Origin of the sequence: Lacisediminimonas sp. (genome assembly GCF_030645335.1) — a bacterium.
In the GTDB taxonomy this organism is placed as follows: domain Bacteria; phylum Pseudomonadota; class Gammaproteobacteria; order Burkholderiales; family Burkholderiaceae_D; genus Lacisediminimonas.
Map to the genome: position 1 here is coordinate 1 of NZ_JAUSNH010000069.1, position 15,527 is coordinate 15,527.

At 64.2% G+C, this 15,527-nt stretch carries 12 protein-coding genes; 3 read left to right on the forward strand and 9 right to left on the reverse strand.

Features of this window, described 5'->3' with window-relative positions:
- A partial coding sequence (locus Q7T64_RS05250) for a rhodanese-like domain-containing protein (protein WP_304792326.1) occupies positions 1-392 on the reverse strand: 392 nt, incomplete at its 3' end.
- Between the two features lie 40 nt (positions 393-432).
- A complete protein-coding gene (locus tag Q7T64_RS05255) occupies positions 433-1,083 on the reverse strand; it encodes an arylesterase (protein WP_370653256.1) in 651 nt (216 codons plus the stop codon).
- 58 nt (positions 1,084-1,141) lie between these two features.
- Between Q7T64_RS05255 and Q7T64_RS05260 the strand changes: the two genes are divergently transcribed.
- Entirely contained in the window at positions 1,142-1,825 is a 684-nt protein-coding gene (locus Q7T64_RS05260; protein WP_304792330.1) for an ABC transporter ATP-binding protein, read from the forward strand.
- A 4-nt stretch (positions 1,826-1,829) separates the two neighbouring features.
- Here the strand turns inward: Q7T64_RS05260 and Q7T64_RS05265 are convergent, their stop codons facing one another.
- From Q7T64_RS05265 to Q7T64_RS05280, 4 genes are all read right to left on the reverse strand, one after another.
- Positions 1,830-3,368, reverse strand: coding sequence for an NAD(P)H-hydrate dehydratase (locus Q7T64_RS05265; protein WP_304792362.1), 1,539 nt, complete (start codon positions 3,366-3,368; stop codon positions 1,830-1,832).
- A gap of 84 nt (positions 3,369-3,452) precedes the next feature.
- Positions 3,453-4,604 (reverse strand): NAD(P)/FAD-dependent oxidoreductase, encoded by a 1,152-nt coding sequence (locus Q7T64_RS05270; RefSeq protein ID WP_304792335.1) that lies wholly within the window; start codon positions 4,602-4,604, stop codon positions 3,453-3,455.
- A complete protein-coding gene (locus tag Q7T64_RS05275) occupies positions 4,597-5,841 on the reverse strand; it encodes a D-amino acid dehydrogenase (protein WP_304792338.1) in 1,245 nt (414 codons plus the stop codon). The genes Q7T64_RS05270 and Q7T64_RS05275 overlap by 8 nt, the downstream gene beginning before the upstream one ends.
- 36 nt (positions 5,842-5,877) lie before the next feature.
- Complete coding sequence (locus Q7T64_RS05280) at positions 5,878-6,093, reverse strand: glycine zipper 2TM domain-containing protein (protein ID WP_304792341.1); 216 nt, start codon at positions 6,091-6,093, stop codon at positions 5,878-5,880.
- 301 nt (positions 6,094-6,394) lie between these two features.
- Here Q7T64_RS05280 and Q7T64_RS05285 point away from each other — a divergent pair, with 301 nt between their 5' ends.
- Complete coding sequence (locus tag Q7T64_RS05285) at positions 6,395-10,009, forward strand: hydantoinase B/oxoprolinase family protein (RefSeq protein WP_304792344.1); 3,615 nt, start codon at positions 6,395-6,397, stop codon at positions 10,007-10,009.
- The gene (locus tag Q7T64_RS05290) at positions 10,006-11,679 is read left to right on the forward strand and encodes a glycosyltransferase family 39 protein (RefSeq protein ID WP_304792348.1); all 1,674 of its coding nucleotides are present in this window, start codon (positions 10,006-10,008) and stop codon (positions 11,677-11,679) included. The genes Q7T64_RS05285 and Q7T64_RS05290 overlap by 4 nt, the downstream gene beginning before the upstream one ends.
- A gap of 50 nt (positions 11,680-11,729) precedes the next feature.
- On the opposite strand, the gene Q7T64_RS05295 is transcribed toward Q7T64_RS05290, so the two are convergent.
- From Q7T64_RS05295 to prmB, 3 genes are read right to left on the reverse strand one after another with little or no spacing between them, the layout of a single operon-like run.
- Complete coding sequence (locus Q7T64_RS05295; RefSeq protein WP_304792352.1) at positions 11,730-12,578, reverse strand: Rossmann-like and DUF2520 domain-containing protein; 849 nt, start codon at positions 12,576-12,578, stop codon at positions 11,730-11,732.
- Between the two features lie 3 nt (positions 12,579-12,581).
- A complete protein-coding gene (gene abc-f, locus Q7T64_RS05300; RefSeq protein ID WP_304792356.1) occupies positions 12,582-14,537 on the reverse strand; it encodes a ribosomal protection-like ABC-F family protein in 1,956 nt (651 codons plus the stop codon).
- A gap of 10 nt (positions 14,538-14,547) precedes the next feature.
- Entirely contained in the window at positions 14,548-15,432 is an 885-nt protein-coding gene (gene prmB / locus Q7T64_RS05305; RefSeq protein ID WP_304792365.1) for a 50S ribosomal protein L3 N(5)-glutamine methyltransferase, read from the reverse strand.
- Positions 15,433-15,527: the final 95 nt, after the last annotated feature.

The following is a 15,527-nucleotide window of genomic DNA, read 5'->3' on the forward strand; positions in this document are numbered from 1 at the left end:
TGCCGGTATTGCTTGTAGCCGCCATCGAGTTGTATCGCCGGCCAGCCTATGCGGGCCAGCACATGTGCCAGCGAACCGCTGCGGTTGCCGCCACGCCAGCAATAAATCAAGGGTTTCCAGTCACGTGGCTTGTCGAGGAACTGGCGTTCGATATGCAGGCCGATATTGCGCGAGACCAGGGCTGCGCCGCGTTTCTTGGCCTCGAACGGACTGACTTGCTTGTACAGCGTGCCGATTTCAATGCGCTCCTCGTCGTCCAGCACCGGGCAGTTGATCGCGCCAGGAATATGGTCGAGCGCAAATTCCGATGGGCTGCGCACGTCAATCACGGCGTCGAAGTCATTGAGTACCGGCAGCACGTCGTCGATGGAAAGCAGGGCGGGATACTTCATGGATTCATGTCTTCATGGCTTCATGTCTTTCATGCAGCCTTTAACGCAGCAGGGGTTTCAATTGCGACCAGACGTTGTCGAGCATGATCGGCTGCGCTTCTGCGGTCGGATGGATGCGGTCGGACTGGAACATTTGCGGCTGGTCGCCCAGGCCGTCGAACAGGAAGGGCACCAGCGCCAATTTGTTCTCTTTGGCCAGCTTGGGATACAGGTTGGCAAAGCGACGGGTGTAATCGGCGCCGTAGTTGGGCGGTATCTGCATGCCGACCAGGATGACCGCGAGCCGGGCTTTTTTTGCTTGTGCAATCATTGCGCGCAGGTTGCTCTCGGTGGCTTCGATCGACAATCCGCGCAGGCCATCGTTGGCGCCAAGCTCCAGGATCAGGATCTGCGGGCGGTGCTTTTGCAGCAGGGCGTCAAGCCGGGCGCGTCCACCGCTGGTGGTTTCGCCGCTGATGCTGGCGTTGACGATTTTTGTGCCGGCGTACTTGCCGTCAAGGCGTTTTTCCAGCAGCGTCACCCAGCCAGTCCCGCGTGCCAGTCCGTACTCAGCCGACAGGCTGTCGCCCAGCACGAGCACCGTTTTTGATGCAGAATGCGCGACGGTGCCCTGCATCAGCAAGCTTGTCATCAGTATCATGGGCAGCATGCGCACCAGCTTTGCTGCACGCAAGGCAATCAACGCACGCATCACCTGCGACAAATGCATCACGGCAAATCGCCAAGCCATCCTGGGAACGCTGAACTGCATGAAAAATCCTCTCGCGAACGCTGTTGCCATCGAAGCCGTCAACCTCACCAAGCGCGTTGCAGACGCCACAGGCGAATTGACCATACTGGACAACGTGAATTTTACCTTGGGGACCGGGGACACGCTTGCCATCATCGGCGCATCCGGCTCTGGCAAGTCAACCCTGCTCGGCTTGCTGGCAGGACTGGACACGCCAACTGCCGGCTCCGTGAAGATACATGGGGTCGATATCTTCGCACTCAATGAGGACGGTCGCGCGGCGCTGCGCATGAGCGACCTCGGCTTCGTATTCCAGTCCTTCCAATTGTTGCCGCACCTGACCGCCCTGGAAAATGTGATGCTGCCGCTTGAACTCAAGGGCGACGGCCAGGCCCGGCAACTTGCCCGGCACATGCTGGAACGCGTGGGCCTGGGTTCGCGGCTGGCGCATTACCCGAAATACCTCTCTGGCGGCGAACAGCAACGGGTGGCGCTTGCGCGCGCATTCGTCGGTGAGCCGCCCTTGCTGCTGGCCGATGAACCGACCGGAAGCCTGGACGCTGCCACCGGCGAGGCGGTCATCAAGCTGATGTTCGAACTGAACCGCGAGCGTGGATCGACGCTGGTGCTGGTGACGCATGATCCTGCGATTGCCGCCTTGTGCCAGCGCACGGTCACCATCACGGCTGGCCGCCTGTCCTGATAGCTCAGTTATCGCGCTTGGTGCCGGCCAGCTGGTTCACCAGTTCATTCAACAATGCGCGCACCACCGGAATCAGTTCCGACGCCGACAGGCCGATGGGCCCGGTCCCCTGCGCCACCACGCGGTCGGCGGCAGCCCCATGCAGCCAGACCGCGCCAAGCGCCGCCTCCCAGGCCGGCCAGTGCTGGGCCAGCAATGCGCCGCCGATACCGGCCAGCACGTCACCGCTACCGGCCGTTGCCAGCGCCGGATTGCCGTTTGGATTGATCGCGATCGTGCCATCGGGATGGGCGATGACGGTGCCCGAGCCTTTGAGCACGACAACCGTGTTGAAGCGGGCGGCCAGCTTCCTGGCCGCTGCCGGTCGGTCTGCCTGCACGTCGGCCGCGGCGCAACCGAGCAGGCGTGCCGCTTCCAGCGGATGCGGCGTCAGGATGCCGGGCGCACGGCGCAATGCCAGGCGCTCGGCCAAACCGCCTTCCAGTGCAATCAGGTTCAGGGCATCGGCATCGAGCAGCAAGGGCGCCGCGGTGCTGAGCGCGCGCGCGAGCAGATCCTGCGCCGCGCGGGAATCGCCCATGCCAGGCCCGGCGACCACCACGCCATGCGACAAGTCGAGTGAAGCGGCATCGCGGCACATCAATTCCGGCTGGCCGCTGTCGGCCGACAAGCCAGGGCCGACAAAGCCGATGAACACGCGCCCGGCGCCGCAGTGCAGCGCCGCCCGTGCGCCGAGGATCGGCGCGCCGGTCATGCCGGCAGCGCCGCCAAGTATCATGACATCGCCAAAACTGCCTTTGTGGCTGGCGTGCCGGCGGACACGCAACTGGCGCGCAAACGATTCAATCGTATTGAGCCTTGCTTGCGCTTGCGGGAACAAGGCAGGACTGATGCCGAGGTCGGCCAGCGCGATGCGGCCCGTGTGGTCGCGCGCCACGCCGGTATGCAACCCCGGCTTGTCGCCGATGAACGTGATGGTGTGGCTCGCATGGACGGCAACACCGTCGGCGCCGACCGTCATGCCGGTGTCGGCATCGAGTCCGCTGGGAATGTCCAGCGCCAGCACCGGACAGGCAAGCTGGTTGATCGCCAGGATTGCGTCGCGCAGTTCGCCATCGATGCTGCGCGCAAGTCCAATGCCGAACAGTCCATCCAGGACCAGGTTCCAGGCCTCGTCAAACAGCGCCGCTGCGGTAGCGGGGAGATGGAAGGGCACGCTGCGCTCGCAGGCATGCCGGTAGGCCAGGGCGGCATCGCCGCGCAGGGCGGACGGGGCGGCGTACAGCAGCACATGCGCATCATGTCCGGCCTCGCATAGCTGGCTGGCTGCCAGCATGGCATCGCCGCCGTTGTTGCCCGGTCCCGCCACGACCAGGATGCGGGCAGATGCGGTCCCGGCAAGTTCCACCGCCAGTTCGGCAGCCGCCTTGCCTGCGCGTTGCATCAGCGTGTGCGGCGGCAGCGCTGCCATCGCTGCGTGCTCGATGGCGCGCAGTTCGGTGACGGTGTACAGCGGCTGCGGCCTGGTGTCGGCTTGGGACATGGGCGTGGTCGGTATCGCGTTGGCTGTGTCAGGCGGCATGGTATCGGGCCGGGTTGTACGACCCGGCTAGCGCCCCGCAGCTTGTCATCGGTGTCCCGCCAGCGCCGCAGGCGGCGCACAAGGCCGTGCCTGCGCCATCGCAGCAATGTGCTCGGCAATTGCCTGCGATGCCGTCAGGCCCGGCGATTCCATGCCATACAGGCCGATATAGTGGGCATTGCCGTGCGAGGTGAACAGGAAATCGGCAGCCGGCGCATCGGGCGCACTGATCTTGGGCCGCACGCCGGAATAAGCCGGTTGCAAGGCGGCGTCGGCAAGCCCGGGCCAATAGCTGCGGATGGCGTGATAAAACTTGTCGGCCCGCCGCGGGTCCACCTGGTAGTCGATACCGTCACTGACATCGGCCAGCCACTCGACGTCCGGACCGAAGCGGGCCTGGCCGCCAAGGTCGATCGTCAGGTGCACGCCCAGGCCGCCAGGCTCGGGCACCGGATAAATCAGGTGGGTGAACGGTGCGCGTCCGGCCAGCGAGTAATAATTTCCCTTGGCGAAGTAGGCCTGCGGCAAACCGTCGTGCGACAGGCCGGCGATGCGTGTGGCCAGTTGCACCGACCAGAGGCCTGCCGCATTGATCAGCAATCCGGCTTCGATCTCGCTCTGGCCACCGTCGCCGGATGTGACTTGCAGCGCGATGCCGCTTGCCGTGGCTTGCCCGCCCGTGACCCGGCTGTCGAAGGCAAACAGGGCGCCGGCGTTTTCCGCGTCACCCTGCAGCGCCAGCATGTAGCCGTGGCTGTCGATGATGCCGGTATTGGGCGAGTGCAGCGCCATCACGCACGACAGTGCCGGCTCCATCGCCCGGGCGGCGTCAGCGCTGATCATTTGCACCTCAGTGCAGCCGTTGGCGTGGGCTTGCGCCTGTATCGCCTGCAGCTTGGGAAGCTGGGATTGGCTAGCAGCCACAATCAGCTTGCCGCAGCGCCGGTAGTCCACGCCGCGCTCGTCGCAATAGGCATACAGCGCATCGCGTCCCGGTACGCACAGCGTCGCCTTCAGGCTGCCGGTCGGGTAATACAGGCCGGCGTGGATCACTTCGCTGTTGCGCGAACTGGTTTCCATGCCGATCCCCGGATGCGCTTCCAGCACCATGACTTCGCGCCCGGCCAGCGCCAGGCAGCGCGCAATCGCCAGCCCGACCACGCCGGCCCCCACTACTACACAGTCCACTCTATCCATATCGCGCCAAGGTAAGTCCGTCCAGATCGATGTCGGGTGCGCGCCCGGAAACCAGGTCGGCAATGATCTTGCCTGACCCCGGCGCCATGGCCCAGCCATGGTTGCCATGCGCGATGTTGACAAATACATTGCGCGCCGCCGTGGCGCCCAGCAGCGGCACCCCTTCCGGCAGCATGGCACAGGCGCCGCACCAGAAACTGGCGCTATTGTAATTCGCCGCGTCCGCAAACCAGTCATTGCCGCATTTGACCAGGGTGCGCAGCGCCGGGGGACTGAGCCTCAAGTCCTCCTTGCCCAACTCGAAAGTCCCGGCGACGCGGACCCGGTTGCCCATGCGCGTGATGGCAAGCTGGTAGCTGTCGTCAAACACGGCAGCCAGGGGGGCGCAATCGAAGTTCTTGATATTCGCCGTTGCGGAAAATCCGTTGACCGGATAAAGCGGCAGTGCCGGCCCGATGCCGCGCAGCAGTGCAGCGCTGTGCACGCCGGCGGCAATCACCACGGCATCAGCCGAAAAGCTCCGGCCTTCGATATTGAAGCCCACTGCATTGGCGGCAGGGGCGATGTTGTCGACCAGGCTGTTGAAATGGAACTCGACTCCGAGGTCCTGGCAGATGCTGCGCAACTGGCGGGCAAACAGCGCGCAATTGCCGCTTTCGTCGTTCGGGAAGTGGATGGCGGCGGCTAGCGGTGTGGAATCCGACAATGCCGGCTCGATCAGGCGCGCCGCATCCGGATCGACCTGGCGGTGTGGGTGGCCGCATTGCGCCAGCATGTCCAGCAAGGGCCCGGCCAGTTGCAGTTCCTGCGGCGAACGGATCAATTGCAGGATGCCGCGCGTTTGCTGGTAGTCCAGCGCATGGTGCTCGCGCAAAGCCGCCAGCACAGACTGGCTGTAGCCAGCCAGGCGCTGCATGCGCTCCTTGTTGACCCGGAAGCGGTCAAGCTGGCACTCGTCCACCCAACGCCGCAACCAGCGCCACAGCGCTGGCCGCACATCGGGCCTGATGAAAACCGGCGCTTGGGGCCGCGACAGCCAGCCGATCAGGCGCCGCGGCGCGCCGGGCGCCGCGATCGGTCCGGCCAGGCCCGGCGACACCAGGCCGGCATTGGCGAAGCTGGCCTCCTCGGCCACATTGCCGTAGCGCTCCAGCACCACGACCTGATGTCCGGCCGCAGCAAGGAAGTAGGCGCTGCAAACGCCGACGACGCCACCGCCAATGACGGCTACCTGCATCAGCGGCGGCGCACCATGCGCACCTGGCCGGATTGCTTACTTGCCGACCTGGCGGCCAACCGCGCCGCCGACCACGGCGCCGCCGACTGTGCCCAGTGTGCTGCCGTCGGTCAGGACCGAGCCGCCCACGGCGCCAACACCAGCACCGATTGCGGTGTTGCGATCCTGTGTGGACATGCCGGAGCAGCCCAACATGGTCGCCAATACGGTAATCGTGATCGTCCCTGCCGCAAACTTCCTGATTGTTTTCATGATGTCCCTTCCTTCCTGTACTGGTTGTCCTCCGATTGCGCGGCACAGGCAAATAAGAAATGGCGACGCGCAATCCCCTGTGGCTAATGGTTGGAAATACTTTCGGCCGTAAAGTTTCGTTGCTGCTGGCTGCATCGGCTACTGCCGGGACAAGCTCGGCACAAGCAGCGGGCATTGATGTCGCCGCAAACACTTCAGGCGCGCAAGTCTTCATGCGAGAATGCACGACTTGTTGCAGGCGCAATGCTTTTTCGCCCCTGCGCACATCACCTCACTGACACCCCACACCGGGCTGGATTTTATGGAAGGCTGGCAATTCTGGATTGACCGCGGAGGCACCTTCACCGACATCGTCGCCAGGCGGCCAGATGGATCCGTGGCGACACACAAGCTGCTTTCCGATAATCCGGGCCTGTATGCCGACGCTGCCGTGGCCGGCATCCGCCATTTGCTGGGAGTCGCGCCTGGCCAGCCGATACCTGCCGGCCAGGTCGAGGTGGTGAAGATGGGCACCACGGTCGCCACCAACGCCTTGCTCGAACGCAAGGGCGAGCCCTTGTTGCTGGCCATTACCCGTGGCTTTGGCGATGCCTTGCGGATCGCCTACCAGAACCGCCCGCGGCTGTTCGACCGCCACATCGTGCTGCCCGAGTTGCTGTACCGCGAGGTCATCGAAATCGACGAGCGCGTTGGCGCGCATGGCGACATCGTCCTTGCGCTGGACGAGGGCCATGCCCGCCGACAACTGCAGCAGGCGTATGACCGCGGCCTGCGGGCGATTGCCATCGTGCTGATGCATGGCTACCGATTCCACCAGCATGAAGAGCGCATCGCCGCGCTGGCGGCGCAAATCGGTTATCAGCAGATTTCAGTGTCGCACCGGGTCAGCCCGCTGATGAAGCTGGTTCCGCGCGGCGATACCACGGTGGTCGACGCTTATCTGTCGCCGATCCTGCGCCGCTATGTGGAGCGCATCAGCAGCGAACTGCCGGGCATCAAGCTGCAGTTCATGCAATCCAGCGGCGGCCTGGCAGACGCCCGCGCTTTCCAGGGAAAGGACAGCATCCTGTCCGGCCCGGCCGGCGGCGTGGTCGGGATGGCGCGTACCAGCCAGCTGGCAGGCTTTGACAAGGTGATCGGCTTTGACATGGGCGGCACCTCGACCGACGTTTCCCATTTCACCGGCGAATTCGAACGGGTGTTTGACACCCAGGTCGCCGGCGTGCGCATGCGCGCGCCGATGATGAGCATCCATACCGTCGCCGCTGGCGGCGGCTCTATCCTGCATTTCGACGGCGCCCGTTACCGCGTCGGGCCCGACAGCGCCGGTGCCAACCCCGGGCCGGCATGTTACCGGCGCGGCGGCCCGCTGACCGTGACCGACTGCAACGTCATGCTCGGCAAGATCCAGCCGGCCTGGTTTCCGTCACTGTTCGGTGTGGATGGCAAGCAAGCGCTCGACCGCGATGTCGTGCAGCAGCAGTTCAGCGCAATGGCGCAGCAGGTGCAGCAGTCGACCGGCAAGCCGGTCACGGCCGAGCAAGTCGCCGCCGGCTTCATCGAAATCGCCGTCGCCAATATGGCCAATGCGATCAAGCAGATTTCGGTGCAGCGCGGGCACGACGTCACGCAATACGTATTGACTACCTTTGGCGGCGCCGGCGGGCAGCATGCCTGCCTGGTGGCTGATGCGCTGGGCATGCGCCAGGTTTTCATTCATCCGCTGGCCGGTGTGTTGTCCGCTTATGGCATGGGCCTGGCAGACCAGACCGCCATGCGTGAACAGGCAATTGAACAGCGGCTCGACGAGCACGCAATGCCGGTGCTGGCCCAGGCGTTGCAGGCATTGAGCACCGAAGCTGCCGACACCCTGCGCGCGCAGGGCGTGGCGGCGGCGCGAATACAAATCGCGCAGCGCGTTCACCTACGCTACGAGGGCACCGATACGGCGCTGGTCGTGCTCCATGCCGGCCAGGCGCAAATGCGCGCGCAATTCGAAGCCGCCTATCAGCAGCGCTTTGCCTTCCTGATGCCAGGCAAGGCCTTGATCGTCGAAGCCGTCTCGGTGGAGGCAAGCGGCGGCGGCGACGCGCCGCTTGAATCGCTGCTGCCGCAGGCGCCGCGCGCGACGCCACTGGTCGCAGACGCCCGTGTGCAGATGCACTGCGCCGATGCCTGGCACGACACCGGGCTGTACTTGCGCGCCCGCTTGCAGCCGGGCGACCGCATCGATGGTCCCGCCGTGATAGCGGAAGACAATGCCACCACCGTCGTCGAACCCGGCTGGCAGGCGCAGGTGACGCCCCACAATCACCTGGTCCTCAGGCGGGTGCTGGAGCGGCCGCAGCGGCAAGCCCCCGGCACCAGCGCCGATCCGGTCATGCTTGAAATATTCAACAACCTGTTCATGTCGATCGCCGGGCAAATGGGTTCGCGGCTGCAGAACACAGCGTACTCGGTCAACATCAAGGAGCGGCTCGACTTCAGTTGCGCCATCTTTGACGCTGACGGCAACCTGATCGCCAATGCGCCGCACATGCCAGTCCACCTGGGCTCAATGGGCGAGAGCATCAAGACCGTGATCCGCGACAATGCCGGCAGCATGGCGCCCGGCGACGTCTACATGCTCAACGATCCGTATCACGGCGGCACCCACCTGCCTGACGTCACCGTCATCACGCCGGTATTCGACCAGGCCGGTGAGGACTTGCTGTTCTACGTCGGTTCGCGCGGCCATCATGCCGATATCGGCGGCACCACGCCGGGCTCGATGCCGCCCGACTCCACCGTGGTCGAAGAAGAAGGTGTGCTGATCACCAATTTCAAGCTGGTCGCCAATGGGCGCCTGCGTGAACAGGAATGCCGCGCGCTGCTTGCCAGCGCCAGGTATCCGGCCCGCAACCCGGACCAGAACCTGGCCGACCTGCGGGCACAGGTCGCTGCCAACCAGAAAGGCGTCGACGAGCTGCGGCGCATGGTTGCGCATTTCAGCCTGCCCGTAGTGCAGGCCTACATGCAGCACGTGCAGGACAATGCCGAAGAGGCCGTGCGCCGCGTGATCACGCAGCTGAAGGACGGCAGTTTCGAAGTCCCGCTCGACAATGGCGCAATCATCCGGGTCGCGATTCGGGTCGATCGCGCGCAACGCAGCGCCGAGATCGATTTCACCGGCACCTCGCCCCAACAGACCAATAACTTCAACGCCCCTTCCGCCGTCTGCATGGCGGCCGTGCTGTACGTGTTCCGCACGCTGGTGGATGACGACATCCCGTTGAATGCCGGATGCCTGAAGCCGCTGAAGGTCATCATTCCACCGGCATCGATGCTCAATCCGCGCTATCCGGCTTCGGTCGTATCCGGCAACGTGGAAACCTCCAGTTGCATCACCAATGCGTTGTACGGCGCACTGGGCAACCTGGCCGCATCGCAGGGCACCATGAACAACTTCACCTTTGGCAATGCGCACTATCAATACTATGAAACTGTGGCTGGCGGCTCCGGCGCCGGGCCAGGTTTTGACGGCACCGACGTGGTCCAGACCAACATGACCAATTCACGCCTGACCGATCCGGAAGTGCTCGAATTCCGATTCCCGGTCCGACTCGAAAGCTATGCGATCCGTGCCGCATCCGGCGGCGCCGGTCACTGGCACGGCGGCAACGGTGGCATCCGCAAGGTCCGCTTCCTCGCGCCGATGACAGCGTCGATGCTGTCCAATAATCGCGTGCATGCCCCGTTCGGCATGGCCGGCGGCATGCCTGGCGCATGCGGCCGCAACAGTGTGGTGCGCAAGGACGGCACGGTAGAGGAACTGCCGCATGTGGCCCGCACCGAGATGCAGGCCGGCGACCTTTATGTGATCGAAACACCAGGCGGCGGGGGTTACGGCCCGGTGCAGGCGGACGGCCAGGCATGAAGCAAGCGATCCGTTGGCCGGCGTCCCCGCCCTTGATGTTACCGCTATGGCTGCTCGCAGCGGTGGCGTCGGTGTTCGCGCTTGGCGGACTCGGCAACTTCGCCATCCTCGACAACAACGAAGGCCTGTACGCTGCGATTGCGCGCGAAATGCTGTCTTCCAACGACTGGCGCGCCTGGGTCATTCCGCACCTGAACGGCTTGCCCTACATGGAGAAGCCGCCCTTGCTTTACTGGCTCACTGCCATCTCGTTTGCATTGTTCGGTTACGTGGAATGGGCCGCGCGCCTGGCGCCGGCGCTGTCGTCCCTGGCCTGCGTGGCGCTGCTTTGCTGGTTCGGCCGTCGCACCGGGCACGAGAGGGAGGGGCGGCTGGCGGCCTTGATCTTTGCCACCGGCGTCGGTGTGCTGGCCATGTCGCGGGTGCTGATGTTCGACATGCTGCTGACTGCATTGCTGACTGCCGCGCTGTTCAATGCCTGGTTATTCCTCAAGGCGGGACGGCGCGCCAGCTTGCGCTGGGCTTATGCGGCACTGGCGCTGGCGGTGCTGACCAAAGGGCTGGTGGCGCTGGTGCTGTTTTCCTTGGCGTTGCTGGGCGCGCTGCTGGTCGTGCGGCAAGCCGGATTCTGGCGAAGCTTGTGGACAATGCTGGATCCGGTCGCACTCTTGATTTTCGCTGCGCTGGTGCTGCCCTGGCACGTTGCGGCCAGCAGCGTAGAGCCGATATTTGCCTGGTTCTATTTCTACAACGAACATGTGCTGCGCTTTCTCGGCAAGCGCGAACCGTATGACTATTACGGTGGCCCGTGGTGGTATTACTTGCCGCGCATGGTGATTTACCTGTTCCCATGGTGCTTCCTGTTGCTGCTCCGTTTTGCGGCGCCCGCAGGTCCACCGGCCGAGCCGGCGCTGCGCCGCTTCCTGTTGCTGGCCTGGCTGTTGCCGTTGCTGTTCTTTTCGGTATCCGGCGCCAAGGCGAATTACTACCTGGTCACCGTGATGCCGTTCGCCGCATTCCACCTGGCGCTGATGGTGTGCCAGCGTGACTGGCAGCACAGTCGGGTGCGCATGCTGCCGCCGATCATGATAGTGATTGCCTGCACATTGCTGGCGGCGGTCGCGATGACGCGAACCCTGCCGCAAGGCATTGTGATCCAGGGACTGGATGCGAAAACATTTCTGGTGCTCATGTTTGGCGGCGCCGGCTTGCTGGCGGGCGCACTTGCGGTGCTCGCCTGGACGCGCTCGGCGTGGAGCCTGGTCGCAAATGGTCTGCTGTCGCTCTGGTTTGCTGCAGCGTTGGGCCTGCTGCTGTGGGCGATGGAGCCAACGCTATCGAGCCGCGCGCTGGCGCAAAACCTGCAGCAGGAACATGCCGGTCGGCCGGTCTATATTTATCATGACTTCGAGCGCAAGTCGTCGCTGGCGTTTTACCTGGCGCAGCCGATCCACGTCGTTGAATCCGTCAGTGCGGACCTTTTCTGGGGCAATCGGCTGCGGATCAACGACATCATGGTCAGCGCTGCGCAATTCACGGCGGCGGCATCACGCACGCCGCTGGTGCTGGTCGTGACCGATGAATATCACGCGCAGTTCCTGGCGTGGGATGTGACGCGCAGGATGCGGCTGGTCAATCGCATCGGCAACGTGCGCGTTTATGTGAATTGAGGGATCGGCAGTCGCAGCGGGATTGCCGGTCCGGCGCAGTATCCAGATGCTTATTTCTGCTTGCGTCCTTGCGCCAGCCTGGCCGTGTGCTGCGCCAGCTGGCCGTAGAATTCGCCCAGCGCCGGGCGGTATGCGGCAAGGGCTTCCTGCTGCCTATCCACCATTTGCCACTCGCCGCGCGCAACCGGGCCCGACAGCGCCGCTTCCGGGCCGGCCCGGAAAATATTGTCCATCGTGTTGTGCATCAGCGGTTGCAACATCTGCAAGGCTTGTTCCCGCGGCACGCCCGCGCCCTCATAGGCTTGCAGCGCCGCATCGGCCAGCGTGACCAGGTAATTGGACGCGATGACTGCCGCCGCGTGATAGAGCGTCTTGTGCTCGGCCAGTATGGTAACCAGACGACCGCCGATCGCTTGAAATGCAGGATTGAGCACGGCCAGCGCGAGCGCTTGTCCTTCGACGCCGCACCAGGTGCCGGCAAAAGAACCCAGTACCTGGTTCGGCTGCGCGAAGCTGCGGATCGGATGAATGCTGGCGATACTGGCGCCGGCATTGGCGGCCGGCGCCAGTACGGCGGACGTCAGCGCGCCGCTGCAATGAAAGACGATCTGTCCGGAATGCCAATGGCCCGTAGCCGCCAGTTGCGCGCATACCAGGGGCAACTGGTCGTCGCCGGTGGCAATCAGCGTGATGTCGGCGCCAACCAGGCCTTGCAGGCCGGCCACGGCCCGACCGGCGCCGATGAAGGCGGTCGCCTGTGCTGCGCTGCCGGGTGTGCGGGTGACGATATCGGCAATCCTGAATATGCCATGCTCATTCCACAGCCGTCCCAGGCTGCGGCCCAGGTTGCCGGCGCCAATGATCGACAGCGTCTTGCGGTTGTCGATGGGCATGGTCATGGATCAGCCGAGTTGTTCCAGCGCTTCATGCTGGCCGAGCCACTCGCTTTCCAGCTTTTCCAGCTCGCGTGCGCAATAGGCCTGCTCGGCGACCAGGGCTTTCAGTGCGTCCTTGCGGTCGGCGTCGTAAATGTGCGGGTCGGCCAGTTTTGCATCGACGCCGGCCTTTAGCGCCTGTTGCCGGGCGATCTTTTCTTCCAGCCGTTTGATCTGCGATTCGATCGGCTTGCGCAATCCGGAGCGCCGTTGCCGCTCCTCGGCTTCCTGCTTTTTCTGTTCCTTGCGCTCCGCCGCCGTGACTGGCGCTACCGCCACCACCGGTGTAGAACTTGGCAGCGGGGCAGGGCTGCCGCCCGGTGTCAGCCGGGTCTTGAACAGCCAGTCGCGATAGTCGTCCAGGTCGCCGTCGAAGGGCTGCAACTGGCCGTCGGCGACGATCATGAATTCATCGGTGGTGGCGCGCAGCAAGTGGCGATCATGGGAAACCAGCACCAGCGTGCCTTCGAACTGCGCCAGCGCTTCGGTCAGTGCTTCGCGCGTTTCCAGGTCCAGGTGGTTGGTTGGCTCGTCCAGCAGCAGCAGGTTCGGCCGTTGCCAGACGATCAGCGCCAGCGCCAGCCGCGCTTTTTCGCCGCCGGAAAACGGTGCGATCGGGCTGCTGGCCATGACGCCGTTGAAATTGAAACTGCCCAGGAAATTGCGCAATTCCTGCTCGCGCACATTGGGCGCCAGGCGCGCCATGTGCCAGAGCGGCGATTCATCGTGGCGCAACATGTCGACCTGGTGCTGGTGGAAATAACCGATCACCAGGCCACGTCCGAAACGCGCTTCGCCCGACAGCGGCGCGAGTTCTCCGGCAAGGGTCTTGATCAGCGTCGACTTGCCGGCGCCGTTGACGCCAAGCAGGCCAATGCGCTGGCCGTTTTGCAGCGCGAAATTGATGCCGGTGACGACCCGTTTCTCGGTGCGGTCGTCGAGCCGGTAGCCGGTGTCGGCGTCTTCCATCACCATCAGCGGGTTGGGTGCGCTGGCCGGCTCCTTGAACTCGAACGAAAACTCGGCGGCTGCGCGCAAGGGCGCAAGTTCTTCCATGCGCGCCAGCGCCTTCATCCGGCTCTGTGCCTGCTTGGCCTTGCTGGCCTTGGCGCGGAAGCGGCTGATGAACGATTCCAGGTGCTCGCGCTGGCGGCCCTGCTTTTCAATCGCTGCCTGCGCCAGCACCATCTGCGCTGCGCGCTGCCGCTCGAAGGCGGAATAATTGCCGCTGTAGCGCTTGAGCTTGCGCTCGTCGATGTGCACGATCACGTTCACCACGCCATCGAGGAAGTCGCGGTCATGCGAAATGATGACCAGCGTGCCTTCATAGCGCTTCAACCAGTCTTCCAGCCACAGGATGGCGTCCAGGTCCAGGTGGTTGGTCGGCTCGTCCAGCAGCAGCAAGTCGGACGGACACATCAGCGCCTGCGCCAGGTTCAGGCGCATGCGCCAGCCGCCGGAGAAACTGGAAACCGGCTGGTTCATCTGGTCCGAACTGAAACCCAGGCCGGTCAGCAGTTGCTCGGCGCGCGAACGCACCGTGTAGACGCCGGCGTCGGCCAGCAAGCCATGCAGCTCGCCGACCCGGTTGCCGTGTTCGGCCTCGTCGGTCAGGTGTTCAGCATCGGCCAGTTGCTGTTCCAGCGCGCGCAAGCGATTGTCGCCGTCGATCGCATATTCAATTGCCGGGCGCGGCAGGGCTGGCGTCTCCTGGGCCACGTGCGCGACTTGCCAGCGCGCCGGAAAGTCAATGCTGCCCTGGTCGGAATGCAGTTCGCCGCGCAACAGTGCGAACAGGCTCGATTTGCCGGCGCCGTTGGGGCCGATCAGGCCGATATGGTCGCCCGGGTTGAGCGTCAGGTCGACGTTTTCAAATAGCGGCTTGAGCCCCCGCATCAGGCTAAGTTGCTGCAGTCGGATCATCGGTCAGGCTCTATGGCAATTGGTCGGCAGTGACCAGGAATACGGCGTCGTCGCCGGCGCTGGTCGACAGCCAGGTGAGTTCAAGCTGCGGGAAGGCTGCTTCCACGTTTTCCCGCTCGTTGCCGATTTCGACCACCAGCACGCCGCGCTCGGTCAGGCGGCTGCGCGCACCGGCAATGATCTGGCGCACCAGGTCCATGCCGTCGTCGCCGCCGGCCAGCGCCATCTGCGGTTCGTGCAGGTATTCCGGCGGCAGCGCCTTCATCGACTGCGCATTGACGTAGGGCGGGTTGGAAACGATCAGGTCGAACTTGCGGGCCGGCGGCAGCGCGTCGTACAGGTCAGACTGGTGCAGCGTGACCTGGTCCTGAAGCTGGTAATCCTTCACATTGCGCGCGGCGACCTGCAAGGCGTCGGCCGACAGGTCGACCGCGTCGACCTGCGCATTGGGGAATACCTGGGCCAGCATGATCGCCAGGCAGCCGGAACCGGTGCACAGCTCCAGCACATGAGCCACCGCATCCGGATCAGCGATCCAGGGCTGGAATTGCTCGGGGATCAGTTCCGCAATGAACGAACGCGGCACGATCACGCGCGTGTCAACATAAAAACGGTAGTCGCCCAGCCAGGCTTCGTTGGTCAGGTAGGCAGCAGGCACGCGCTCCACCGTGCGGCGCTCGATGACGTTGAGCAGCGACTCGATTTCATCGGGCAACAAGCGAGCGTCCAGGAACGGCTCGAGCGTGTCGAGTGGCAGGCGCAGCGTGTGCAGCATCAGGTAGGCCGCTTCGTCGTAAGCGGAGGCGCTGCCATGTCCGAATGACAATTCGGCGCGGCTAAAGCGAGTGACGGCATAGCGCAGCACGTCGCGCAGGGTCTGGAAGGGTGTTTGCATCATCTGGAGGCCCGTTGCAGGCGAACGGGCAGGGAAACGATTTTCAAGGGCGAAGGATACGCGATGCGAGCAAATCCTGCCGAAAAATCGGGCGC